This window comes from Paenibacillus canaveralius, assembly GCF_047238265.1.
GTDB lineage: Bacteria > Bacillota > Bacilli > Paenibacillales > NBRC-103111 > Paenibacillus_F.
The window spans coordinates 2568275-2588690 of the sequence record NZ_JBDFMM010000001.1; the positions used below are offsets into that span (position 1 = coordinate 2568275).

Annotated in this window: 18 protein-coding genes and 1 pseudogene; all 19 read left to right on the forward strand. The window is 57.4% G+C overall.

Going from position 1 to position 20416, the window contains the following annotated elements; genetic code table 11:
* Positions 1-14 precede the first annotated feature (14 nt).
* The 19 genes and pseudogenes from ABC395_RS11845 to ABC395_RS11935 all read left to right on the forward strand — a co-directional run bounded on the left by ABC395_RS11845 (position 15) and on the right by ABC395_RS11935 (position 20378).
* A pseudogene (locus ABC395_RS11845) lies at positions 15-942 on the forward strand (ABC transporter permease).
* A 43-nt stretch (positions 943-985) separates the two neighbouring features.
* A complete protein-coding gene (locus ABC395_RS11850; RefSeq protein WP_413003242.1) occupies positions 986-1894 on the forward strand; it encodes an ABC transporter permease in 909 nt (302 codons plus the stop codon).
* Positions 1895-2037: 143 nt separating this feature from the next.
* The gene (locus ABC395_RS11855) at positions 2038-4155 is read left to right on the forward strand and encodes a dipeptide ABC transporter ATP-binding protein (protein WP_413003244.1); all 2118 of its coding nucleotides are present in this window, start codon (positions 2038-2040) and stop codon (positions 4153-4155) included.
* A 38-nt stretch (positions 4156-4193) separates the two neighbouring features.
* Complete coding sequence (locus tag ABC395_RS11860) at positions 4194-4748, forward strand: GNAT family N-acetyltransferase (protein WP_413003246.1); 555 nt, start codon at positions 4194-4196, stop codon at positions 4746-4748.
* A gap of 25 nt (positions 4749-4773) precedes the next feature.
* Positions 4774-5838 (forward strand): ABC transporter substrate-binding protein, encoded by a 1065-nt coding sequence (locus ABC395_RS11865; RefSeq protein ID WP_413003247.1) that lies wholly within the window; start codon positions 4774-4776, stop codon positions 5836-5838.
* The gene (locus tag ABC395_RS11870; RefSeq protein WP_413006729.1) at positions 5783-6421 is read left to right on the forward strand and encodes an ABC transporter substrate-binding protein; all 639 of its coding nucleotides are present in this window, start codon (positions 5783-5785) and stop codon (positions 6419-6421) included. The genes ABC395_RS11865 and ABC395_RS11870 overlap by 56 nt, the downstream gene beginning before the upstream one ends.
* 15 nt (positions 6422-6436) lie before the next feature.
* Positions 6437-7849: an amidohydrolase gene (locus ABC395_RS11875; protein WP_413003249.1), complete on the forward strand. Its 1413-nt coding sequence runs from the start codon at positions 6437-6439 to the stop codon at positions 7847-7849.
* A 148-nt stretch (positions 7850-7997) separates the two neighbouring features.
* A complete protein-coding gene (locus ABC395_RS11880; protein ID WP_413003251.1) occupies positions 7998-9008 on the forward strand; it encodes an ABC transporter ATP-binding protein in 1011 nt (336 codons plus the stop codon).
* Complete coding sequence (locus tag ABC395_RS11885; protein ID WP_413003253.1) at positions 9005-10039, forward strand: ABC transporter ATP-binding protein; 1035 nt, start codon at positions 9005-9007, stop codon at positions 10037-10039. The genes ABC395_RS11880 and ABC395_RS11885 overlap by 4 nt, the downstream gene beginning before the upstream one ends.
* A 34-nt stretch (positions 10040-10073) precedes the next feature.
* On the forward strand, positions 10074-11027 hold the full coding sequence (locus ABC395_RS11890) for an ABC transporter permease (RefSeq protein WP_413003255.1): 954 nt from the start codon (positions 10074-10076) through the stop codon (positions 11025-11027).
* Between the two features lie 20 nt (positions 11028-11047).
* Positions 11048-11962, forward strand: a complete 915-nt coding sequence (gene opp4C, locus ABC395_RS11895; RefSeq protein WP_413003257.1) for an oligopeptide ABC transporter permease — start codon at positions 11048-11050, stop codon at positions 11960-11962.
* Positions 11963-12198: 236 nt separating this feature from the next.
* A complete protein-coding gene (locus ABC395_RS11900) occupies positions 12199-12930 on the forward strand; it encodes a response regulator transcription factor (protein ID WP_413006730.1) in 732 nt (243 codons plus the stop codon).
* Positions 12911-13966: a sensor histidine kinase gene (locus ABC395_RS11905; protein WP_413003259.1), complete on the forward strand. Its 1056-nt coding sequence runs from the start codon at positions 12911-12913 to the stop codon at positions 13964-13966. Before ABC395_RS11900 ends, ABC395_RS11905 begins: the two co-directional genes overlap by 20 nt.
* 82 nt (positions 13967-14048) lie before the next feature.
* On the forward strand, positions 14049-14969 hold the full coding sequence (locus tag ABC395_RS11910; protein WP_413003261.1) for an ABC transporter ATP-binding protein: 921 nt from the start codon (positions 14049-14051) through the stop codon (positions 14967-14969).
* A complete protein-coding gene (locus ABC395_RS11915) occupies positions 14962-15696 on the forward strand; it encodes an ABC transporter permease (RefSeq protein WP_413003263.1) in 735 nt (244 codons plus the stop codon). The genes ABC395_RS11910 and ABC395_RS11915 overlap by 8 nt, the downstream gene beginning before the upstream one ends.
* A 15-nt stretch (positions 15697-15711) precedes the next feature.
* Positions 15712-16539: an undecaprenyl-diphosphate phosphatase gene (locus ABC395_RS11920; RefSeq protein WP_413003265.1), complete on the forward strand. Its 828-nt coding sequence runs from the start codon at positions 15712-15714 to the stop codon at positions 16537-16539.
* A gap of 108 nt (positions 16540-16647) precedes the next feature.
* Positions 16648-17607, forward strand: coding sequence for an alpha/beta fold hydrolase (locus ABC395_RS11925; RefSeq protein ID WP_413003267.1), 960 nt, complete (start codon positions 16648-16650; stop codon positions 17605-17607).
* A 183-nt stretch (positions 17608-17790) separates the two neighbouring features.
* The gene (locus ABC395_RS11930) at positions 17791-18894 is read left to right on the forward strand and encodes a DUF3626 domain-containing protein (protein ID WP_413003269.1); all 1104 of its coding nucleotides are present in this window, start codon (positions 17791-17793) and stop codon (positions 18892-18894) included.
* A 410-nt stretch (positions 18895-19304) separates the two neighbouring features.
* Complete coding sequence (locus ABC395_RS11935) at positions 19305-20378, forward strand: bifunctional 3-deoxy-7-phosphoheptulonate synthase/chorismate mutase (protein WP_413003271.1); 1074 nt, start codon at positions 19305-19307, stop codon at positions 20376-20378.
* The last annotated feature ends 38 nt before the right edge of the window (positions 20379-20416 follow it).

Sequence of the window (20416 nt, forward strand, 5' to 3'; positions counted from 1 at the left end):
GGGAGGGGAGCCGGTTGATTTACGCAATCGCAAGAAGGCTGGTCTCTTCGCTGCTTGTCATAGGAGGCGCCTCGGTTCTCGTATTCTTTATCCTGTACTTGCTTCCGGGAGATCCGGTGCTGATGATGCTGGCCGGAACGTCCGCCTCTCCGGAGACGGCGGCGAATTTGCGGCACCAGCTTGGCTTGGATCAGCCCGTGATCCGGCAATTTCTCGTCTACGCCGAAAATTTGCTGCGGGGAGATTTCGGGAAATCCCTCGTTAACGACGATCCCGTCCTCCCCAAAATTTTGGAACAGTTTCCCGCAACGGCGATGCTAACCGCAGCGGGGACTTTCCTGGCGGTCGTGACGGGAATCTGGCTCGGCGTGCTTTCGGCCGTGCACCGCAACGGCTTCATCGATTTGGCCGCGCGGATCGTGTCGCTGTTCGGAATTTCGATGCCGACTTTCTGGTCGGGCATTCTTCTCATCCTCGTGTTCTCCGTCCAGTCTGAACTGGTTTCCGGCCGTAGGCTCGGAAGGATGGAAGTCCCTCGTTCTGCCGGCTGCCGCGCTCGGGCTCGTGGGATCGGGTTTTATCGTACGAATGGTACGAAGCTCCATGCTAGAGGTGATGAACGAACCTTTTATTACCACCCTGCGTTCCAAAGGACTCAGCGAAAAAGTCGTCATGTACCGGCATGCGCTGCGCAGCGCCCTCATTCCCGCTCTTACCATGATCGGTATCCAGATCGGCGAACTCATGGCCGGAGCCGTCGTGATCGAAACGGTGTTTTCCAGACAGGGAATCGGCCGGCTGCTGGCGGGCGCCATCCTTTCCAAAGATCTTCCTGTCGTACAAGGCGTCGTTTTTTTTACCGCTATCGTGTATGTCCTTGTCAATGTGCTGGTGGACTTGTCCTATGCTTTTATCGATCCGAGAGTGAGAAGGGCAGTCTGATGCGGACGGCCGGTAAAGAGACGCTTGAAAAGGGAGGGAAGGTATGAAAACGGCAGCCGAAGTGAATTATGTGCCGGAACAGTTCGTCCGCGAACGGGGCCGGGAAGGGGCACGGAAACGGAGGATATCCGGCTTTTTGCGGCTGGGGGATCTTCCGTATTATGCGGCGCTTCTGATCGTTTCGGCGATTGCGCTCAGCGCAGTCATGCCGCAGTGGCTGGCGCCTTACCCGCCTGCGGAAATGAATGCGGACGCCCTGCTCCTGAAGCCGGGCCCTGCCCACTGGCTGGGCACGGATTACTACGGAAGGGATGTGCTCAGCCTTCTCATATACGGGGCCAGAGATTCTTTACTGATCGGTGCAGGATCCGTCGTCATCGGTGGAGCCGCAGGTATGCTGATCGGCAGTCTGGCCGGTTATATCGGAGGTTTGGCGGACGGTATCCTCATGAGAATCATCGACGTGCTTATGACCATACCGGGCTTGCTCCTGTCTCTGGCTATCGCGGCCGCTTTGGGGCCGAGTCTGCTCAATATCGTGCTGGCTGTCAGCGTATCGCTGGTACCCAAATTTGCCCGGGTAGTCCGCAGCCAGGTGATCAGTATCAAGAGCCGTCCCTATATCGCCGCTTCCAGGTCAATCGGTGCGGGCGGCGGTCATATTTTCGTGAAGCATGTGCTTCCTCACGTTGTGTCCCCGCTGCTCGTCATGGCGACGATCGGGATCGGATCTTCGATCTTGGTCGGCTCTGCGCTTAGTTTCCTGGGTCTTGGCGTGCTTAAGGAAATTCCGGATTGGGGTACGCTTCTTTCGCAGGGCAGAGGCTACCTGACCGTCGCCTGGTGGAATGCGACATTCCCGGGACTGGCGATTACGCTGCTGGTGCTGGCCGTTAATTTGCTGGGAGACCGTTGGAGAGACGCGCTGGACCCCAAACATCATACTCAATAAACATGAAAATCCGATAGGTTCGCTGGGAAATCATTAACATGAAGATCGCGGGTGTTAAAGCGGGTTGACCGTAGAAAAGACACACCGAAAATATACCCAATGAAAAATTCATTCTTTTGAGGCCCGGAGGGGAGGGGACGAACTTGGCAAAGCCGGTTCTGGAAATCGAGCGGCTGAGAGTGGAATTTACCAAAGAAAACGAAAGCCTGACGGCCCTGTCGGAAATCAGCCTGCACATCAAGCCCGGCGAGACGCTCTGTCTGGTCGGGGAGTCCGGCAGCGGCAAGACGATTTTGTCCAAAGCGATCCTCCGTCTGGTGGAGTTTGAAGGAGGGCTCATTACGCACGGCACGATCCGGCTGGGCCAGGAAGACGTGACCCGGCGTCCCCAGAAGCAGATGGGCGCCATCCGCGGAAAAAAGGCGGCGATGGTTTTCCAGGAGCCGATGGCCGCGTTCGATCCGCTTTTTCCGGTCGGGAAGCAAATCGCCGAGGCGTATCTTCGGCATAACCGTGCCTCCCATAAGGAGGCGCGGGAACATGCGGCCCGGCTGCTCGGCAAAGTCGGCATCCCGGAGCCCGGGCTGAGGATGAAGCAGTATCCGGGCGAATTGTCCGGAGGGATGCTCCAGAGGGCGATGATTGCAATGGCGCTTTCCTGCGGGCCCGACCTGCTCATCGCCGACGAGCCTACGACGGCGCTGGACGTAACCGTCCAGTCGCAAATCCTGGACCTTCTGAAGGAAATCCAGAAGGAATACGGCATGTCGATCCTGTTCGTCACGCACGATTTGGGCGTGGCAGCCGAGATCGCCGACCGGGTTGCCGTTCTGTACGCGGGCGGAATCGTCGAAATCGGCGAAGCCGTCGCGCTGCTCCGGTCGCCGCTTCATCCATACACCAAGGGACTCATCGGCTCCGTCACGGGTTTGGAGACTCCCCGGGGGACCCGGCTTCCTTCCATCGAAGGGAGCATACCCCCGCTGGCCGGGCTGCCTTCCGGCTGCCGCTTTCACCCGCGCTGCCCGCATGCCGTCCAGAGATGCGCACACTCCGCACCGCCTCTGGAAGAGATTGCGGGCCGCGAGGCGGCGTGCTGGCTTGCCGGGGAACTCCGGCAGAGGGAGTTCGTGCAGGCGCCCGGTCAGGGGGCCGCTACGGATGCGCATGGGCAGGCGGCGGAAGGCTCGGCGGACGTTTTCCGGGAGCATGCGGTGACTCCGCACGCCGTGGCCCGGACCGCCGCCGTTTCCGCTCCGCGGGAGGAAAACGCCGCAGGCGAAATCTCCGGCGATCAGGCGCCGCTGTTTTCCGTACACGGCCTGCGGAAAACGTACCGGCTCGGAGGCGGATTTCTCCGCCCGGCCAAAGGCACGATCTATGCCGTGGACGACGTCACCTTCACGATACGGGAAGGCGAGACGTTCGGTTTGGTCGGCGAATCCGGCAGCGGCAAGTCGACGCTCGGCCGGACGCTTCTTCATCTGGAGCCGCCTACGGAAGGCGAAGTGCTTTTTGCCGGCAGAGAGCTTTCCGCCATGTCTTCCTTAGAGCTGAGGAAGGCGAGAAAGCAGATGCAGGTCATTTTCCAGGACCCGTACGGCTCGCTTAATCCGCGCTGGACGGTCGGGCAGAGCATCGGCGAGCCGCTCGCCGTACACGGGACGCACCGCGGGAAGGAACGCGGCGACAAAGTCGCGGAGCTGCTCGAATCGGTCGGGCTGCCTCCTTCGGCAGGCGAGCGGTATCCCCATGAATTTTCGGGGGGACAGCGTCAAAGGATCGGCATAGCCAGAGCGATGGCGCTGCGCCCCAGATTTATTTTGGCCGATGAAGCCGTGTCGGCGCTGGACGTGTCGGTACAGGCACAGATTCTGAATCTGCTTCAGGAGCTCCGGCAGAGGGAGAATCTTACGTACCTCTTTATCGGACACGGCCTCCAGGCAGTCCGGCATATGTCCGACCGGATCGGCGTGATGTATCTCGGCAAGCTTGTGGAAACGGCACCGAGCGACGAGCTGTTCCGCCATCCGGCGCATCCTTATACGGCCGCTCTGCTGGCTTCCGTCCCCGGGCGCGGCCCCACAGGTTCAGGGGAGAGGATCCGGCTCGCGGGCGAAATTCCCTCCCCGGCCCATCCGCCATCCGGCTGCCGGTTTCATACGCGCTGCCCGGCGGCGACTGCGCTGTGCCGGGAAGTTCCGCCCGAATGGATCGAGGTCGGTCCGGGACATGCCGCAGCTTGCCATTATCCGCTGTAAAACGTTTTTTATAGGTTCTTTCAGGTGAGGTGACGAGTATGGGAGAAATTTTCCGGCTGGCGGGGGAAAGCGACACCGGGCAGCTTTTAACGCTTATCGGGGAGGCTTATCAGTCTATCCGGGACCTGAATATCGATTTCAGGGCGACCCGGGCGGATTACGACTTCGTACGGACAAACAGTGAAGAAAACGCGTGTTACGTTCTGGAGCAAGACGGGCGGATCCTTGCCACTCTTTCGCTGAAATACATGGAGGAAGTGTCCGTGTATCCGTTCTTGTTTATGCTGGCCGTTCATCCGGCTGAGCAGTCGCGGGGGATAGGCAGCCGTCTTCTGCGGTATGTGGAAGAAGACATCGTGCGTGATACGCTGCTGTCGCCCGCGTCGACGCTGGCCACTTCACGGAAACATCCGTGGCTGCTTCCTTTTTACGAGCGTAAAGGCTATCAGCCTTTCTACGAAAGGGATCTCGGAACCGACGACAAGCTGGTTTTCCTGATTAAAAATCTTCGCGGCGGGTCAGACATGGACCGGGAAGGCTCTGTTTTTCCGCCCGGCGGGGAGCAGCCACGCATTCTTTTTCCGGATAGTTAAGCAAACATTGAAGTAGGGGGATTGTATGGTGAAAAAAAGATATCGGTTTACTTGGCTGATTATACTTGCGGCTGTAATAACCGGCTTATCGGCATGCGGGGCGCCTGCCGCGTCTCCGTCCTCGTCGCCGAACCAGGGGGCAGAGCCCGGCCAGGGAGCGAAAGCCGGCGGAAAGACCTTATATATCGGGATTGTAAACGCGCCCATGACGCTCAGCCAGATTAATGACCAGGGCGACTCCGCCTCGGATAACGTTATCGCGCTCCTCAACGACTCTCTGCTGAATCTGAATGACAAATTTGAATTTACACCGAAGCTCGCGGAATCCGTCGAGACGAAAGACAATCAGACGTTCATCGTGAAACTGAATCCTTCCGCGAAATGGAATGACGGGAAGCCTTTTACGACGGCCGATGTCGCCTTTACGCTCCAGACGGCTCTGCACCCGAAAGTGGAAACGTACTTCAAGCTGAATTTTATCGAAGGGCTAAATCAAGCGGGCAAGCTGGAGGAGGGGAAAACGGAAATCAGCGGCCTCAAAATCGTCGACGACCGAACGTTCGAAGTGCGGACGAAGACCCCGGTCGATCCGCTTCTTTTCAAAGAACGGTTCGGAACGAAGGTGTTTTTCCTGCCGAAACACATTCTGAAAGACGTTCCCCCCGAACAAATCTCGACCCACCCCTACTTTCAAAAGCCTGAAGTGACGGTCGGGGCGTTCAAATTCGCCAACTTCGTGAAAGGGCAGTATGCCGAGGTGGTCAAAAACCCGAATTATTATTTATCCCCTGCCAAGCTCGACAAAATTTTTATTAAAGTTCTTCCGGCCGCCAATCTGGTGGCACAGCTTCAAACGGGCGAAATTCACATGAATTCGCTGCCCGTCGGTCTCATTCCGATCACGGAATACGAGAAAGTCAAGGCGCTGCCGAACGTGGAGCTTACGACGAGCAATCCGTCGATTCCGCCCGAGACTGTTTTTCAATACGGCGAATATAAGCGATGCCCGCGTCCGTCAGGCCGTTGCATATGCGATCAACCGCAAGCTTATCGTCGATCAGCTTTTGAAAGGCCAAGGGGAAGTGATTGACGGCGGCATTCCGAGCTATCACCCCAATTTCAATAAAGATATCCAGCCTTACCCCTACGATCCGGAGAAAGCGAAAAAGCTGCTTCAGGAGGCGAAATGGGACACGAACAAGCCTATCCGGTTCCTGATTCCGGTGGGAAATAAAGTTCGCGAGCAGGCTGCGGATATTCTCGTCCAAAATTTGCAGAGCGTCGGATTTAAGGTGCAGGTTCAGAAGTATGACTTTGCCACGCTGATCCAGAAGGTGCGCAAGAAGGAGTTTGATCTTACTATTTTCAACCGGGACTTCTATATTGAACCGAGCTCGTACTTCACTTTATACAAAAGCGACAGCCCGAGCAATTACTACAGCTACAAAAATCCGAAGGCGGATGAGCTGATCACGAAGGGGGAGACGGAGTCCGATCCGGCGAAGCGGCGTCTGATTTACAATGAGCTGCAGGCGGTCATTCACGAGGATGTGCCGACGCTCGCGGTTTACTCGGAGAAGCGTCTGCTTGCCGTATCCAAAGACGTTCTGGTCGGAAGACCCCGCGATATCGGGATGTACAACAATACGAACGAATGGGATTTGAAAAAATAGAAAGGGGTGAAGGCGATGGGAAAGCCGCACTTGGTGGAGTGGCTGAACGGCCATGCGGAAACGTTCGAAGAGCTTGCGCTGCGGATCTGGGAACAGCCTGAAGTCGCGTATACGGAGGCGTATGCTTCCAGGCTGCAAGCCGCCGTGCTTCAGGAAGCGGGATTCGCGGTCTCCCGGGATATCGGAGGAGCCGCAACGGCATTCGTCGCCGAGTTCGGCAGCGGAAAACCGGTCATCGGCATCCTCGGGGAATACGACGCGCTGCCCGGCTTGTCGCAGAAGGCAGGCGCCGAACGGGAAGCCCTCGTTCCGGGCGGACCGGGTCACGGATGCGGGCATAACCTGCTCGGCACGGCCGGCGTAGCCGCCGCCGTCGCCCTGAGCCGCCGCATCCGCGAAGAAAAGCTTCCGGGGACGATCCGGTATTACGGCTGCCCGGCCGAAGAGGTTATCTCGGGCAAGACGTTCATGGCCCGGGAAGGCGTGTTCGATGATCTTGACGCCGCCCTCACGTGGCATCCCGGCAGCACCAATATGCCGTGGAACGTGCCGACGTCGGCTTTGACGTCCGTCGAGTTTTCATTTAAAGGACGGGCGTCCCATGCGGGAAGTTTCCCGCATCTGGGCCGCAGCGCGCTGGATGCCGTCGAGCTGACGAACGTCGGCGCCAACTATTTGCGTGAGCACGTGCCGGACGGCTCCCGGATTCAGTACACGATCACCAACGGCGGACAGGCGCCGAATATCGTGCCGGAAGACGCGAGTGTCTGGTATTTCCTGCGCGGCTCCAGCCGGGATCATGTCGACGAGCTGCTCCGGCGGCTTCAGAACATCGCCCGCGGAGCCGCCCTGATGACGGAAACCGAGGTGACGTGGGAGATCAAGGCGGGCGCCTACGATTTGAACGTCAACCATACGCTCAACGATCTGCTTTTCCGGCAGAAGGATGAGGCGGGCCCGCTTACGTTCACGGACGAGGATATCCGACTGGCCGCCGCCCTCGCGGATACACTGCCTCCCGACCTGCGGGAGTCGGCGCAGAGGCGCCGGGAAGAGCTTGGAATTCCCGCGGAAGAACTGCTGCCCGCCGGGTTCGTGAACGTGAAGCCGGCGCCCGGAACCTACGGCGGAGGCTCGACGGACGTCGGCGACGTCTCGTGGATTACGCCGGTCGGGCAAATCATCACCACGTGCGCGCCGTTTGGCGTGCAGGTGCATACGTGGCAGGCGACGGCGTCCTTCGGCTCGCCGATCGGCCTCAAAGGCATGCACCTTGCTTCCAAGCTGCTGGCACTTGCGGCTTACGAGCTGCTGACGGACGACGGTGTGCTGCTGGCCGAAGCCAAGGCGGAGTTCCTGCGCGTCACAAACGGGCGCGGGTACGTACCCGCCATCCCCGGCGATGTTCGGGCGCCGGTGCTGGTTTGAACCACCATCGTTCGCAGGCCGGTGCGGATGGACAGGGCTTATGCGGCTTCTCCGCCGCATAACGATCACCGCCGTTTTGCGGCGTAGCAGGTTCCGCCCGAAGCTGCTGCAGCAGGAACGGCCATTTTAACGGAAAAGGGGTGCAAGTATGCTGCCTGTGCTGGAAGTCCGCCGTCTTCAGACTGTTTTCAAGACGGGGCGCGAAGAAGTGACGGCCGTGGATGAAGTCAGTTTTCAGCTTCTGCCCGGCGAAACGGTCGGGATTGTCGGTGAGTCCGGCAGCGGCAAAAGCGTAACGGCGCTGTCGGTCATGAGGCTCTTGGGCAGAAGCGGCCGCATCGAGAAAGGCGACATCCTTTTTGAGGGAAGCAATCTGGCGCAATCGTCCGATCCGGAGCTGAGGCGGCTGAGGGGCCGGGACATGTCGATGATTTTCCAGGAGCCGATGAGTTCGCTCAATCCGGTTTTTACGATCGGGGACCAGCTTCTGGAGGTCATCCGGCGGCATATGGATTTTTCCCGCAAAGAAGCACGGGCTTATGCCATTGAAATGCTCGGAAAAGTGGGTCTTCCCCGCGCCGAAGTCCTGATGAAATCGTACCCTCACGCATTGTCTGGGGGCATGCGCCAAAGAGTCATGATAGCGATGGCGCTCGCCTGCAGCCCGAAGCTGCTGATCGCCGACGAGCCGACCACCGCGCTGGATGTGACCATCCAGGCTCAAATTCTGGAGCTGATGAAGCGGCTTCGCGAAGAGAGCGGGGCCGCTATCATGCTGATCACCCATGATTTGGGCGTTATCGCCGAGATGGCGGACCGGGTCGTGGTGATGTATGCGGGCCAGATCGTCGAGGAGGCGGATGTTTTCACGCTGTTCCGCGAGCCGCTTCATCCGTATACGAGAGGGCTGCTCAACTCTATGCCCAAAATTTCCGGAGACAACGCGCCGCTGGAAGCTATTCCGGGAACCGTGCCTTCCCTGAGCCGGATGCCGAAGGGCTGCCGCTTTTATGCCCGGTGCGCATGGGCTTCCGCCGTCTGCGCAAGAGAACAGCCGGAACTGACTGCTCTGGAGGGGGGCCGGCGTGTCCGGTGCTGGGTCTCCCAGGTAGAGGGAAGCTTGCCCGGAAAGCCGGTCCGCAAGGAGGCTGCCTTATGAGCGGCATGCCGGAAATTACTGCGGCAGGTGAGGCGCCACTCCTTCAGGTCGAACATCTCAAAACGTACTATCCCGTCAAAAGCGGAATTTTTTCCCGAACCACGGGTTATATCCGGGCAGTGGACGATGTGAGCCTGAGCATCTCCAAAGGTGAAACGCTGGGCCTCGTGGGAGAGTCGGGCTGCGGGAAATCGACGATCGGCCGTTCCATCGTAAGGCTGGAAAATCCCGTCGGGGGCAGGATTCTTTTCAACAGCGAGGATATTACGGCCAAAACCCGGCGGCAGTTAAAGCCGGTAAGAACGCGGCTGCAAATTATTTTTCAAGATCCTTACTCTTCCCTGAGTCCCCGCAAAAGGGTAAGCGAGCTGCTGTCGGAGCCGTTCATCGCACACAAGCTGGCGGACAAAAAAGACATTCCCGCACGCGTCGCCCGCCTCCTGGAATTGGTAGGGCTTCCCCGAGGATCGGGAAACCGGTTCCCGCACGAGTTTTCGGGCGGGCAGCGGCAAAGAATCGGTATCGCCCGGGCGATTTCGTTCGAACCGGAGCTGATCGTATGCGACGAACCGGTTTCCGCGCTTGATGTGTCGATCCAGGCCCAGATTCTGAACCTGCTCGGCGACCTGCAGAAGGAATTGAAGCTGACCTATTTGTTTATCGCTCACGGAATAGGAGCGGTCAAATATATCAGTACCCGGATCGCGGTTATGTATTTGGGCAAAATCGTCGAGATCGGAAGCAAGGAAGAGCTGTTCCGGAACCCGAAGCATCCGTATACCCGGATTTTGCTGAATGCTTATCCGCCGCCGGACCCGGAAGCCCGCTCGGCGGGCCGGATCTTGATCCGCGGGGATGTGCCGAGTCCGGAGCATCCGCCTTCCGGGTGCAGGTTTCATACGCGCTGCCCGTATGTCCGGGATTTGTGCAGAACCGCCGAACCGCCGCTGGGCGGCGAGGCTCATGCCGCGGCTTGTCATTTTCCGCTGGACGAACCGTCCGGCCTCCCCGTTCTGAAAATAAGCCGGTAAATAGCCGGCGAAAGGGAAGGAGGAAATCCCGCTTATGCTTCCGTATGCGATCCGGCGGATTCTCATTGCCGTTCCCGTCTTATTCGGCATCACGGTCATTAATTTCTTCCTGATCAACATGGCTCCGGGCAATCCGGTCGACATGCTTATCGATCCGACGATGCCCAAGGAGCTGCTGGACGCGCGCAAGGAACTTCTGGGCCTTAACGATCCTCTATGGCTCCAGTATACAAAGTGGCTCAGCGGCCTGCTGCGCGGAGAGCTGGGGTATTCGTTCAGCTCCTATGCTCCCGTGAGCACCTTGATCGGCGAAAGACTTGGCCCCACACTGGGGCTTGCGGCCGCTTCGCTGGCTCTCGGCCTGCTGATCGCCGTACCCGTCGGCATCATTAGCGCGGTGCGGCAAAATACAAGATTCGACTATCTGATGACGGGCCTCTCCTTTATCGGAACGTCGATCCCGCAATTTTTTTTCGGACTCAGCCTGATTTATATTTTTGCCGTCCGGCTGAAGGTTTTGCCGACGGGAGGAATGTACACGCTGGGAGCCGGCGAGGGCGTCTGGGATCTTATCCGGCATATGATTCTTCCGGTCTTTGTACTGGGCGTCTTTATCGCCGGCAAGAAGGTCCGGTACGTGAGGGCGAGCATGCTTGACGTGCTGAAACAAGATTATTTGCGGACCGCCCGGGCCAAAGGGCTGCATCCTTTTATCGTCACGAATAAGCATGCGCTCCGGAACGCGCTGATCCCGATGATTACCGTGATCGCGATGGAGATTCCTCTCCTGCTCGGGGGAAGTATTCTGATCGAGCAAATTTTCCAGTGGCCGGGGATCGGACAATTGACCATTCAATCGATTCTATCCAGGGATTATCCTACCCTGATGGGGCTTAACCTTGCGGCGGCTTGTATCGTTCTGGCAACCAATTTGCTGACCGATCTTCTGTACTCCGCAGCGGACCCGCGCATTCGTTACCAGACATAGATGAACAGGAGGTGGAAGCCGTGGCGTTAACCGAATGGAAGCTGGGAGAAACGAATTTCCGAAGAGGCACGGCAGAGACGGAATCCGAAAGTGATTCGCCGAGGCCGTGGCGGCAAACGCTGCGGAAGTTCAGCCGGCACAAACCGGCCGTGGCCGGGGCCGCCGTCACTCTGCTGCTCTTGGCCGCCGCTTTGCTTGCTCCCGCTATCGCGCCGTACGATCCGGAGGAAGTGACCGGCGCATTTTCGGCGGCTCCTTCCGCGGAGCATTGGCTGGGGACGGATCAGGTCGGCCGGGATGTATTCAGCCGGCTGATCTATGCGACCCGCGTCTCGCTGATCGTCGGCTTCGCTTCGGTGTTGCTGTACGTGACATTCGGGACGCTGGCCGGTCTGGTGTCAGGTTACTTCGGAGGCTGGCTGGATATGGCGATCATGCGGATAACCGACATGTTCATGGCGTTTCCGTTTCTGATGGTAATCCTGGTCGTAGTAGCCGTACTCGGCTCGGATATGAGCACGATCATTCTCGTTCTGGCTTTGTTTTCGTGGCCGGGCGTCGCCCGCCTGGTCAGGGGGAGCGTTCTGACGATCAAGCAGCTGGATTATGTCAGAGCGGGTGTAGCCATGGGCTACGGCACGCCCCGCATCTTGTTCGGGCATATTCTTCCGAATGCGGCCGGTCCCGTTATCGTCCAGGCTACATTCGGCGTCGCTTCCGCCATTATGAGCGAGGCCGGACTCAGCTTCCTGGGCATGGGCGTCCAGCCGCCGACCGCCAGTTGGGGCAATATGCTTACGGATGCCCAGTCCCTGACCGTGCTGACGGAACAGCCCTGGCTCTGGATTCCGCCGGGTGCCATGATTCTGCTCGTCGTGCTGAGCATAAACTTCGTAGGCGACGGGCTGCGGGACGCCCTGGATTCCGAGCCGTAAGAACCGCTTTCCCTTTCAAGCCTTTTTTCCGCCGCCGGCCGGAAGAGAGGCTTTTTTAGCGCCGCTTTGCGGGCCATCTCTCCCTTCCGGTAGTTTCGGCGAGAAAACTTTTCGTTTTTTCAGAGGAGGAGCGATGCGGAAGCCGTGTATCTGCCGGTTTATTGGCTTTTAAAAGAGATTTCGGTAAACTGGGTGTACAAGTAGAGGCAAAATTGTTGCGAAGCGGGTGCATCATGATGACGGAAGTTCACATTCTTATAGCTGACGACGAGAAAGAAATCAGAGAGCTGCTGAAGACCTATCTGGAGAGAGAAACCTATACGGCGGACACCGCGCATAACGGGGAGGAAGCGCTCCGGCTTGCGCAGGAACGCTCCTACAGCCTGATCGTACTGGACCTGATGATGCCCAAAATAGACGGAATCGAAGTGTGCCGAAGGCTTCGCCAGACGTCGAACGTGCCCATCCTGATGCTGACGGCCAAAGACCAGGAGGTGGATAAATTAGTCGGACTGAGTATCGGAGCCGACGATTATATCACCAAGCCGTTCAGTATTCACGAGGTGATCGCCAGGATCAAGGCGCATTTGCGAAGATACAAAGTGCTGGGCAGCGAATACAGCGAGAATAGTCCCGCAGCGGATACGGCTCAGTCGTCGGGAGACTTAAAGCTGGACCTGAAGAAATTCGTGCTGTCCAAAAATGGGGAAGAGATCGCGTTAACGGCAAAAGAGTTCGAACTGCTGAAATTTTTTATGACACACCCCGAACAAGTTTTCACCAAAACCCAGATTTTCCGCCAAGTATGGAACAGCGATTATCTGGAAGACGACAATACGGTCATGGTTCACATCCGCAAACTGCGGAAAAAAATCGAGGAAGATCCGTCGAATCCGAAAAGAATCGTCACGGTCTGGGGGATCGGATACAAATTTGCAGGAGAGAAATATGAAGAGAGATCCCGTTAAGCTTCTCGGCATGATTCATTTGCTTTTACTGGCGGCTTTGGCCTGGATGACGGCAGCCGGCACTCCGGTCGGTATGGCGGGCGGGGTGCTGTTTGCCGCGCTTTTCGCTTCCGGGGCCGGGCTGCTCGCGTCCAGGTTCCGTTATACCGTCAGACTCCGGGACGTGAACCGTCAATTGGCAAGGGCGCTGCAAGGGAACGTGAACACCCGGATTTTGGCTAAGGACGATCCGGCCTTGAACGAAGTCATTTTCTCGATCAATGAACTGATCGGGGAGCTGGACAAGCTGCAGATTAACACAATCAAAACCGAGGTCGGCCGCAAAAGGTTCCTTTCGAATATTTCTCACGACATCCGCACTCCGCTGACGTCCATCATCGGCTATATTGACGCGCTCAAAGACGGAGTGGCGGCAAGCGAGGAGCAAAGAGGGCAGTACCTGGACGTGCTGGCCCGGAAATCCGGCGCCTTGAAAAAGCTTATCGATGAAGTGTTTCTGCTCGCTAAGCTGGACGCGGACGAGGTACGCCTGGAGCCCGTCAGGCTGGATTTGGCCGAAACCGTGCGCGAAGCCGTCATCGAGTTTCTGCCGGAAGTGCACAAAGCCGGGCTGGAGCTTGTTCTGGAACTTCCCGAAGAGGCATGTCCCGTTGTCGCGGATCGTGTCAGTCTTCTGCGTATACTGAATAATCTGATCCATAACGCCGTTAAGCACGGTGCGGACGGGAATAAGCTCGGCTTGGACTTGTCCCGTGGAACCGGAGAGTACCGCCTCACCGTCTGGGACAATGGAGCGGGTATTCCGGCCGATGAGCTTCACCTCGTTTTTGACCGGATGTACAGGACGGATGCTTCGAGAACCAGGGCCGGCGGCGGAAGCGGGCTCGGACTGGCCATTGCGAAAGCTCTTGCCGAAAAGCACGGTGGAGCGCTGGGAGCGGACAGCGATCCGGGCATACGGACCGCTTTTTACCTGACGCTGCCGGAACCGGGCAGGGGACTGCGGCCAGCGGACGACGGTTTAAGAAACAATTAAGAACTTGTTAAGAGGCATTTAAAATCGGCTGCTTATCCTGAATACAGACAGAGAAAAGAACCATGTGGAGCAGGAGGGAACCATGAGCGCCATTATCAGAACAACGGGTTTGACCAAAACCTACGGGGATCAAAAAGCGGTGGACCGTCTGGAGCTGACCGTAAGGCAAGGGCAGATTTACGGCTTCCTGGGACGTAACGGGGCGGGGAAAACAACGACGATCCGGATGCTGCTGGGATTGATTAAACCGACGGAAGGACAAATCGAACTATTTGGTGAAAATTTGTTCAAGCAGAAACGGAATTTATTGAGAAGAATCGGCTCGATCGTCGAGCATTCGGGCTTTTATGAAAATTTGACCGGGGCCGAAAATCTTCTGATCAACGCGAGGCTGATGGGAGTCCACAAAAAGACGGCGATCCAAGATGCGCTTGAAATCGTCAGTCTCCATCAGGAAACGAAAAAGCTCGTTGGACAGTATTCGATGGGTATGAAACAGCGTCTCGGAATAGCAAGAGCCGTTCTGCATCACCCGGAGCTGCTTATTCTGGATGAGCCGACCAACGGTCTTGATCCCATCGGGATTAAGGAAATCCGGAGGCTGATCAAATCGCTCGCCGAGGAAAGAAAAATGACGATCCTCATTTCCAGCCACATTTTGCCTGAAATCGAACAGTTGGCCGATCAGATCGGGATTGTTCACCAAGGTCGTCTTTTGGAGGAAATTTCCTTCGAAGAACTGCGGAAGCGCAACCGCAAGCACTTGGAATTCCAAGTGTCGGACGACAATAAAGCGGCCATGCTGCTGGAAAAGGAGCTGGACATTCACGATTACGAAGTCCGGGGAGAAGGGACCATCCGCATTTATTCCCATATCGGCCGCCAGGCCGGTCTGAACCGGTTGTTCGTGGAGAACGGCATCGAGGTTTCCCGCCTTACGATCAGTGAAGACAGGCTGGAGGATTATTTTATCAAGCTGATTGGAGGCGGAACGATTGGTTAATCTGCTGTACACCGAGCTGCTGAAATTAAAACGAGCCAAGATGTTCCTGGTCAGCGTCATCGGAGCCTCTGCCGCGCCCGTCCTTATGTTTATCGGATTTCTCAACATGAAGAGCGAAAAACCGGAAACTTCCGTCACGTACGAGATCTCCTTCTACAACACGAATATGTATGTGCTGCTGCTCAGCGGGACTCTGCTGTACGGCGTCATTACGGCTTACCTGTTCAACCGGGAATACGTAGAGGACACAATGAAAAATCTGCTGACGATTCCCGTATCGCGGACGAGCCTGCTTTTCAGCAAGCTGCTCATGCTGCTGATCTGGATTCTTGCTTTGACGCTGGTGTCGTGGGGAATGACGTTCGTATTCGGACTGATCGGCGGGTTCGACGGGCTTACGATCGACGTAATCCTGTATTCGCTCGGCCGGTATCTGATCGGGGCGGTCCTGCTTTTTCTGCTGTCGACCCCTGCGGTTTTCGTGACCTTCTGGTTTAAAAACTACGTGCCGACCATTATTTTCACGGCGATTGCGACGATGGTGAACGTGGCTCTGGTAGACAAAAAATACAGCGCCTTGTTTCCCTGGTCGGCGGTTCATGTGATCGCCAATAAAGCGTACGTGCCCGAATACCCGGTTCTGTATTCCGTCCTTGTCATTCTGGCTGCGTTTGTCGCCGGACTGACGGCAACGGTCATTTATTTTAACAAATCGGATATTCATTAAAAAGGAGCACTCGCTATGAATCTGTGGGAAGTTTTTGCCGCGTTTATACTCGGACTGGTTGAAGGATTCACGGAGTTTGCCCCGGTTTCTTCCACCGGCCATATGATTATCGTGGATGATGTCTGGTTCCAGACCAAAGATTTGTTTACACCGCAGGCGGCCAACACATTCAAGGTCGTCATTCAGCTCGGCTCCATACTGGCCGTAGTCGTCCTGATGCGGGACCGTTTTATGAATCTGCTCGGACTGAAAAAGCTGCCGGGACAGGACGACGGAGGCCCGCGCCTCAATCTTCTTCAAGTCATTGTGGGACTCATTCCTTTCGGCGTACTAGGTGTTCTCTTCGAAGACTATATCGACGAGTATCTGTTCTCTACGCGCACCGTCGTTATCGGACTCGTACTCGGCGCCGTTCTGATGCTGATTGCGGAATGGCGGAAGCCGGCCGTCCCCAAGACGGACACGGTGGACCGGCTGACTTACAAGCAGGCGCTGGGCATGGGCTTGTTCCAGTGCCTTGCCATGTGGCCCGGTTTCTCCCGTTCGGGTTCTACCATTTCCGGGGGTGTGCTTCTGGGTCTGAGCCACAGGGCGGCGGCCGATTTTACGTTCATTATGGCGGTTCCCATCATGGCCGGCGCAAGCTTTCTGAAGCTGCTCAAAAGCTGGGATTCGATCCCTTCGGACGCTATCCCTTTTTTCGCCGTCGGTTTTGTGAGCGCCTTTGTGTTCGCCCTGATTTCCATCCGCTTCTTCCTGCAGCTGATCAACCGGATCAAGCTCGTTCCGTTCGCGATTTACCGGCTCGTGCTGGCCGCGGTTATCTACCTCGTACTGCTCTAGACGGGACAAAAATTGTAGTTGTTTTTTGCTTTGGCACGGTGATATGATCAAGGTAGTTTGGGAATAAACCTCCATTTATACATATTAGACAAGGAAGGAAAGTCCAAAATGCCACTAATCGATCTGCCGCTGGAAAAACTGAAAGAGTATCAGGGAATAAATCCGCGTCCGTCTGACTTTGACGAGTACTGGGAGCGTGCGCTGGCCGAACTGGATTCCGTAGACCCTCAGGTGGAGCTGGTCCCGTCGGATTTTCAAGTCCCTTACGCCGAGTGCTTCGACCTTTATTTTACGGGGGTAAAAGGAGCCCGGATTCACGCGAAATATGTGAAGCCGAAAACAGACGGCAAGCCGCATCCCGCGGTTCTTCAGTTTCACGGCTATACCGGTCATGCCGGAGACTGGCTGGAGCGGCTTCCGTATGCCGCGCTCGGCTATTCGGTAGCGGCGCTGGACGTCCGCGGCCAGGGCGGCAAGTCCCAGGATATCGGCGGTATCGCGGGAAACACGCACCACGGCCACATTATCCGCGGACTGGATGAGCATCCCGACGAGCTGCTTTTCCGCCATGTATTCCTGGATACGGTCCGTTTGGCACGGATCGTCATGGAATTCGAGGAAGTGGACGGCAACCGCGTCGCCACGATGGGCGGATCGCAGGGCGGCGCGCTGGCGCTCGCCTGCGCGGCACTGGAACCGCGGATCCGCAGGACAGCGGCCAACTTCCCGTTTCTGAGCGATTACAAGCGCGTCTGGGAAATGGATCTGGCCAAGGACGCTTACGCGGAGCTTCGCACGTACTTCCGCTTTTTCGATCCCCAGCACAAGCGGGAAGAGGAAGTATTCTACAAGCTGGGCTATATCGACATCCAGCATCTGGCTCCCCGTATTCAGGCGGATATTTTGTTCGGCATCGGCCTGATGGACACCGTGTGCCCGCCTTCTACGCAGTATGCGGTGCTGAATAAACTAAAGGCGCCGGTACAGCTGGAGATCTACCCCGATTTTGCTCACGAGGGGCTTCCGGGTATGAGCGATAAACAATTTATGTTTTTACAGCAGTTGTAAAATTGGACGGAGGCCAAGGGATAAAAACCCTTGGTCTTTTTTCGTGCAGGGCTTATAATTTGTAAAAATCGAGCCATGCCATGATTAGGGGCGGTTGTCTTGGTCGAAACGTTTGTGAGCCGAATTGCACGGCAACTTGAGAAACATGTGAGGCGGATTCGGTTGAGGAGGGAGGATTTCGCGATGACGGAGCTTAAACGCTGCCAGAGGAGGGCTCTGGAGGCTGTGGAAACGAAAGCGGAAGCGGTGCAGCCGCATGCGAAGGAGAAGGCGGCCGGGATTTTGCGGGAAGCTTCCTTTGACGCTCTCTCCGCGGAAGAGCTTTGTGAAGCGGTGTTGTCCCGCTCCCGCGTCACGCTGAATTTTCATCCGGACCGGCTCATCGCGGGCGGTCTTACTGTCGCCGAAGGGCTGCTGCGGGACGGGGAGTACCGGAGCCAGTTTGAAACGGGCATTTCAAACGGGGGCCTCAGCGCGTATCCCGGCGGAGACCGCGACCGCTGGGAGCGGAGTCTGTTCGCGGGCGCTTATCAGGGAGAGGGCGCGCAGCCCCGCGACCGTCCGAAATACGGCGCGCTGAACGTGCTGCGTTACGCGGACGGGGCGTCGCCGCGTTTCGGCTCCTGCTACTTCCGGCTGAAAGCCGGCGTCCTGGACCGGTGCACGTTTACCTACGGGGACAGTCATGCGCAGCCGGAACATGCGGGCACCCGCAAAAGGTTTATGCCCGTGCTCGCCGCGCTGCTCGAAGAAGTGCGGTCCGCGGGCACCGCGCTCGCTTCGGAAGCGGACGATGCGGGGCAGTTTGCGGCCCGCTTCCTGGCCGCACGGGAAGATGACGGCGAGAACGGTCCGCGGCACGCCCGGGTCGGCCGTGCCCTCGACGACTACATCGAAGCGCAGGTGCACGGCGCGGTCCGCCTGGAGTACGATGTGGAAGCGCTCGTGGCCGACCCGTCGTTCCGGGGCACGGCCACCGGCGCGCAGCTTGACGCGCTCAGCAAGGCGTACGGCATTCCGCTGTGCTGGCACCCCGGCTTCCGGCTTGCCGCCGGTCAGGTGCCGGACGATTTCCGCGGTCCCGTTATGCCCCCGCTTGCGCGGCGTGTCGCTGCCGTGTCCCGCGGGGCGGAGACGGATGCCGCGGGCGTGATCGATGCGGCTGCGATCGGCAGAGCCGCGCTCAGTCTGCACCGTCAGCCGGACGTGTGGATAGACTTGGGGACCCCGGCCGAGGTGCTTCAATATTTGAAGCAGCTTTGGCACGTGCTCGTCCGATTCGGCTGATTGCCGGGTTTCCGGGGCTGCTTTATCGCAATAAAGCAACTTCGCATTAAACCGGCAGCTTGCTTTTATTTTTCCGATTGGGTTAGAATGATTGAAATTACTTGTTGAACAGGCTGAGAAGGAGAGAGTAAGCGGATTGACGTTTATGACAGGAACGGACTGCCACCGACTGAGAGCGTCCGAGATAATGTCCCCGCCGAAGTTCACTCCGGAGCCGGTCCCTGAAGGACAGCCGCAAGCGGCTTTCTCTAGGGTGACCCGTATTCCCTTCGTTACAGGGCCGAAAGTGAGAGAACCGTACTTTTTTATGCGGACCGTTCTCTCGAATAAGGGTGGTACCACGACTTCTCGTCCCTTGCGGAGGAGAGGTCTTTTTTTTATTTTCCGAACATCAAAAAGGAGAGATTACAATGGCACAAGGAAATTTGGACGCTTTGCGCGAACGGCTGGATACGATCAACGGACAACTGCTGGAGCTGCTCTCGGAGCGGGCTGAAATCGCTCAGGAGATCGGGCTGGAGAAGGAACGCCAGGGGGTGCCGAAATTCGATCCCGTCCGTGAGAAAAAGATGCTCGACGAGCTGGTGGCGCTCAATAAAGGCCCGTTCAGCCACGAGACGGTCCGGCACTTGTTCAAGCAAATTTTCAAGGCGTCGCTCAACCTGCAGGAGGAGGGCCAAAAGAAGCATCTGCTCGTAAGCCGCAAGAACAAGAGCGAGGACACGATCGTCACGCTGGGGGACGGGATTGCGGTCGGAAACGGCAAGCCTGTCATGATCGCCGGTCCGTGCTCCGTAGAAAGCTACGAACAGGTTCGGCAGGTCGCGGCCGTTCTCAAAGAAGCCGGTGTGAACGTTATGCGCGGAGGGGCGTTCAAACCCCGCACGTCCCCTTACGATTTCCAGGGGCTCGGCATCGAAGGGCTAAAAATTCTTAAGGAAGTGGCCTCCGAATTCGGCCTCAAAACCATCAGTGAAATCGTAGATCCGGCTCATATCGAAATCGCCTGCGAATACATCGATGTGATCCAGATCGGCGCGCGCAACATGCAGAACTTCGAGCTGCTTAAAGCGGCCGGCGACGTGCGCGTTCCCGTCCTGCTGAAGCGCGGTCTGGCGGCCACGCTTGATGAGTTCCTGAACGCGGCGGAGTACATCGTGTCGCGCGGCAACACGCAGGTGATGCTGATCGAGAGAGGGATCCGCACTTACGAGAAGGCGACCCGCAACACGCTCGACATTTCGGCCGTGCCGATCCTTAAGCAGGAGAGCCATCTGCCGGTGCTTGTCGATGTCACGCACTCTACGGGACGCAAAGATATTTTGGCGCCCTGTGCGAAAGCGGCGCTGGCTGCAGGCGCGGACGGCGTAATGGTCGAAGTCCATCCCGATCCGGCAACCGCCCTTTCAGACGCGGCACAGCAGCTGAATTTCAAGGAATTCGCGGAATTCTACAAAACCGTAACGGAATCCGGCCTCTTTTAAGAAGCCGGGGCCCGCATAGCGGTACAGGTAAATGTTTA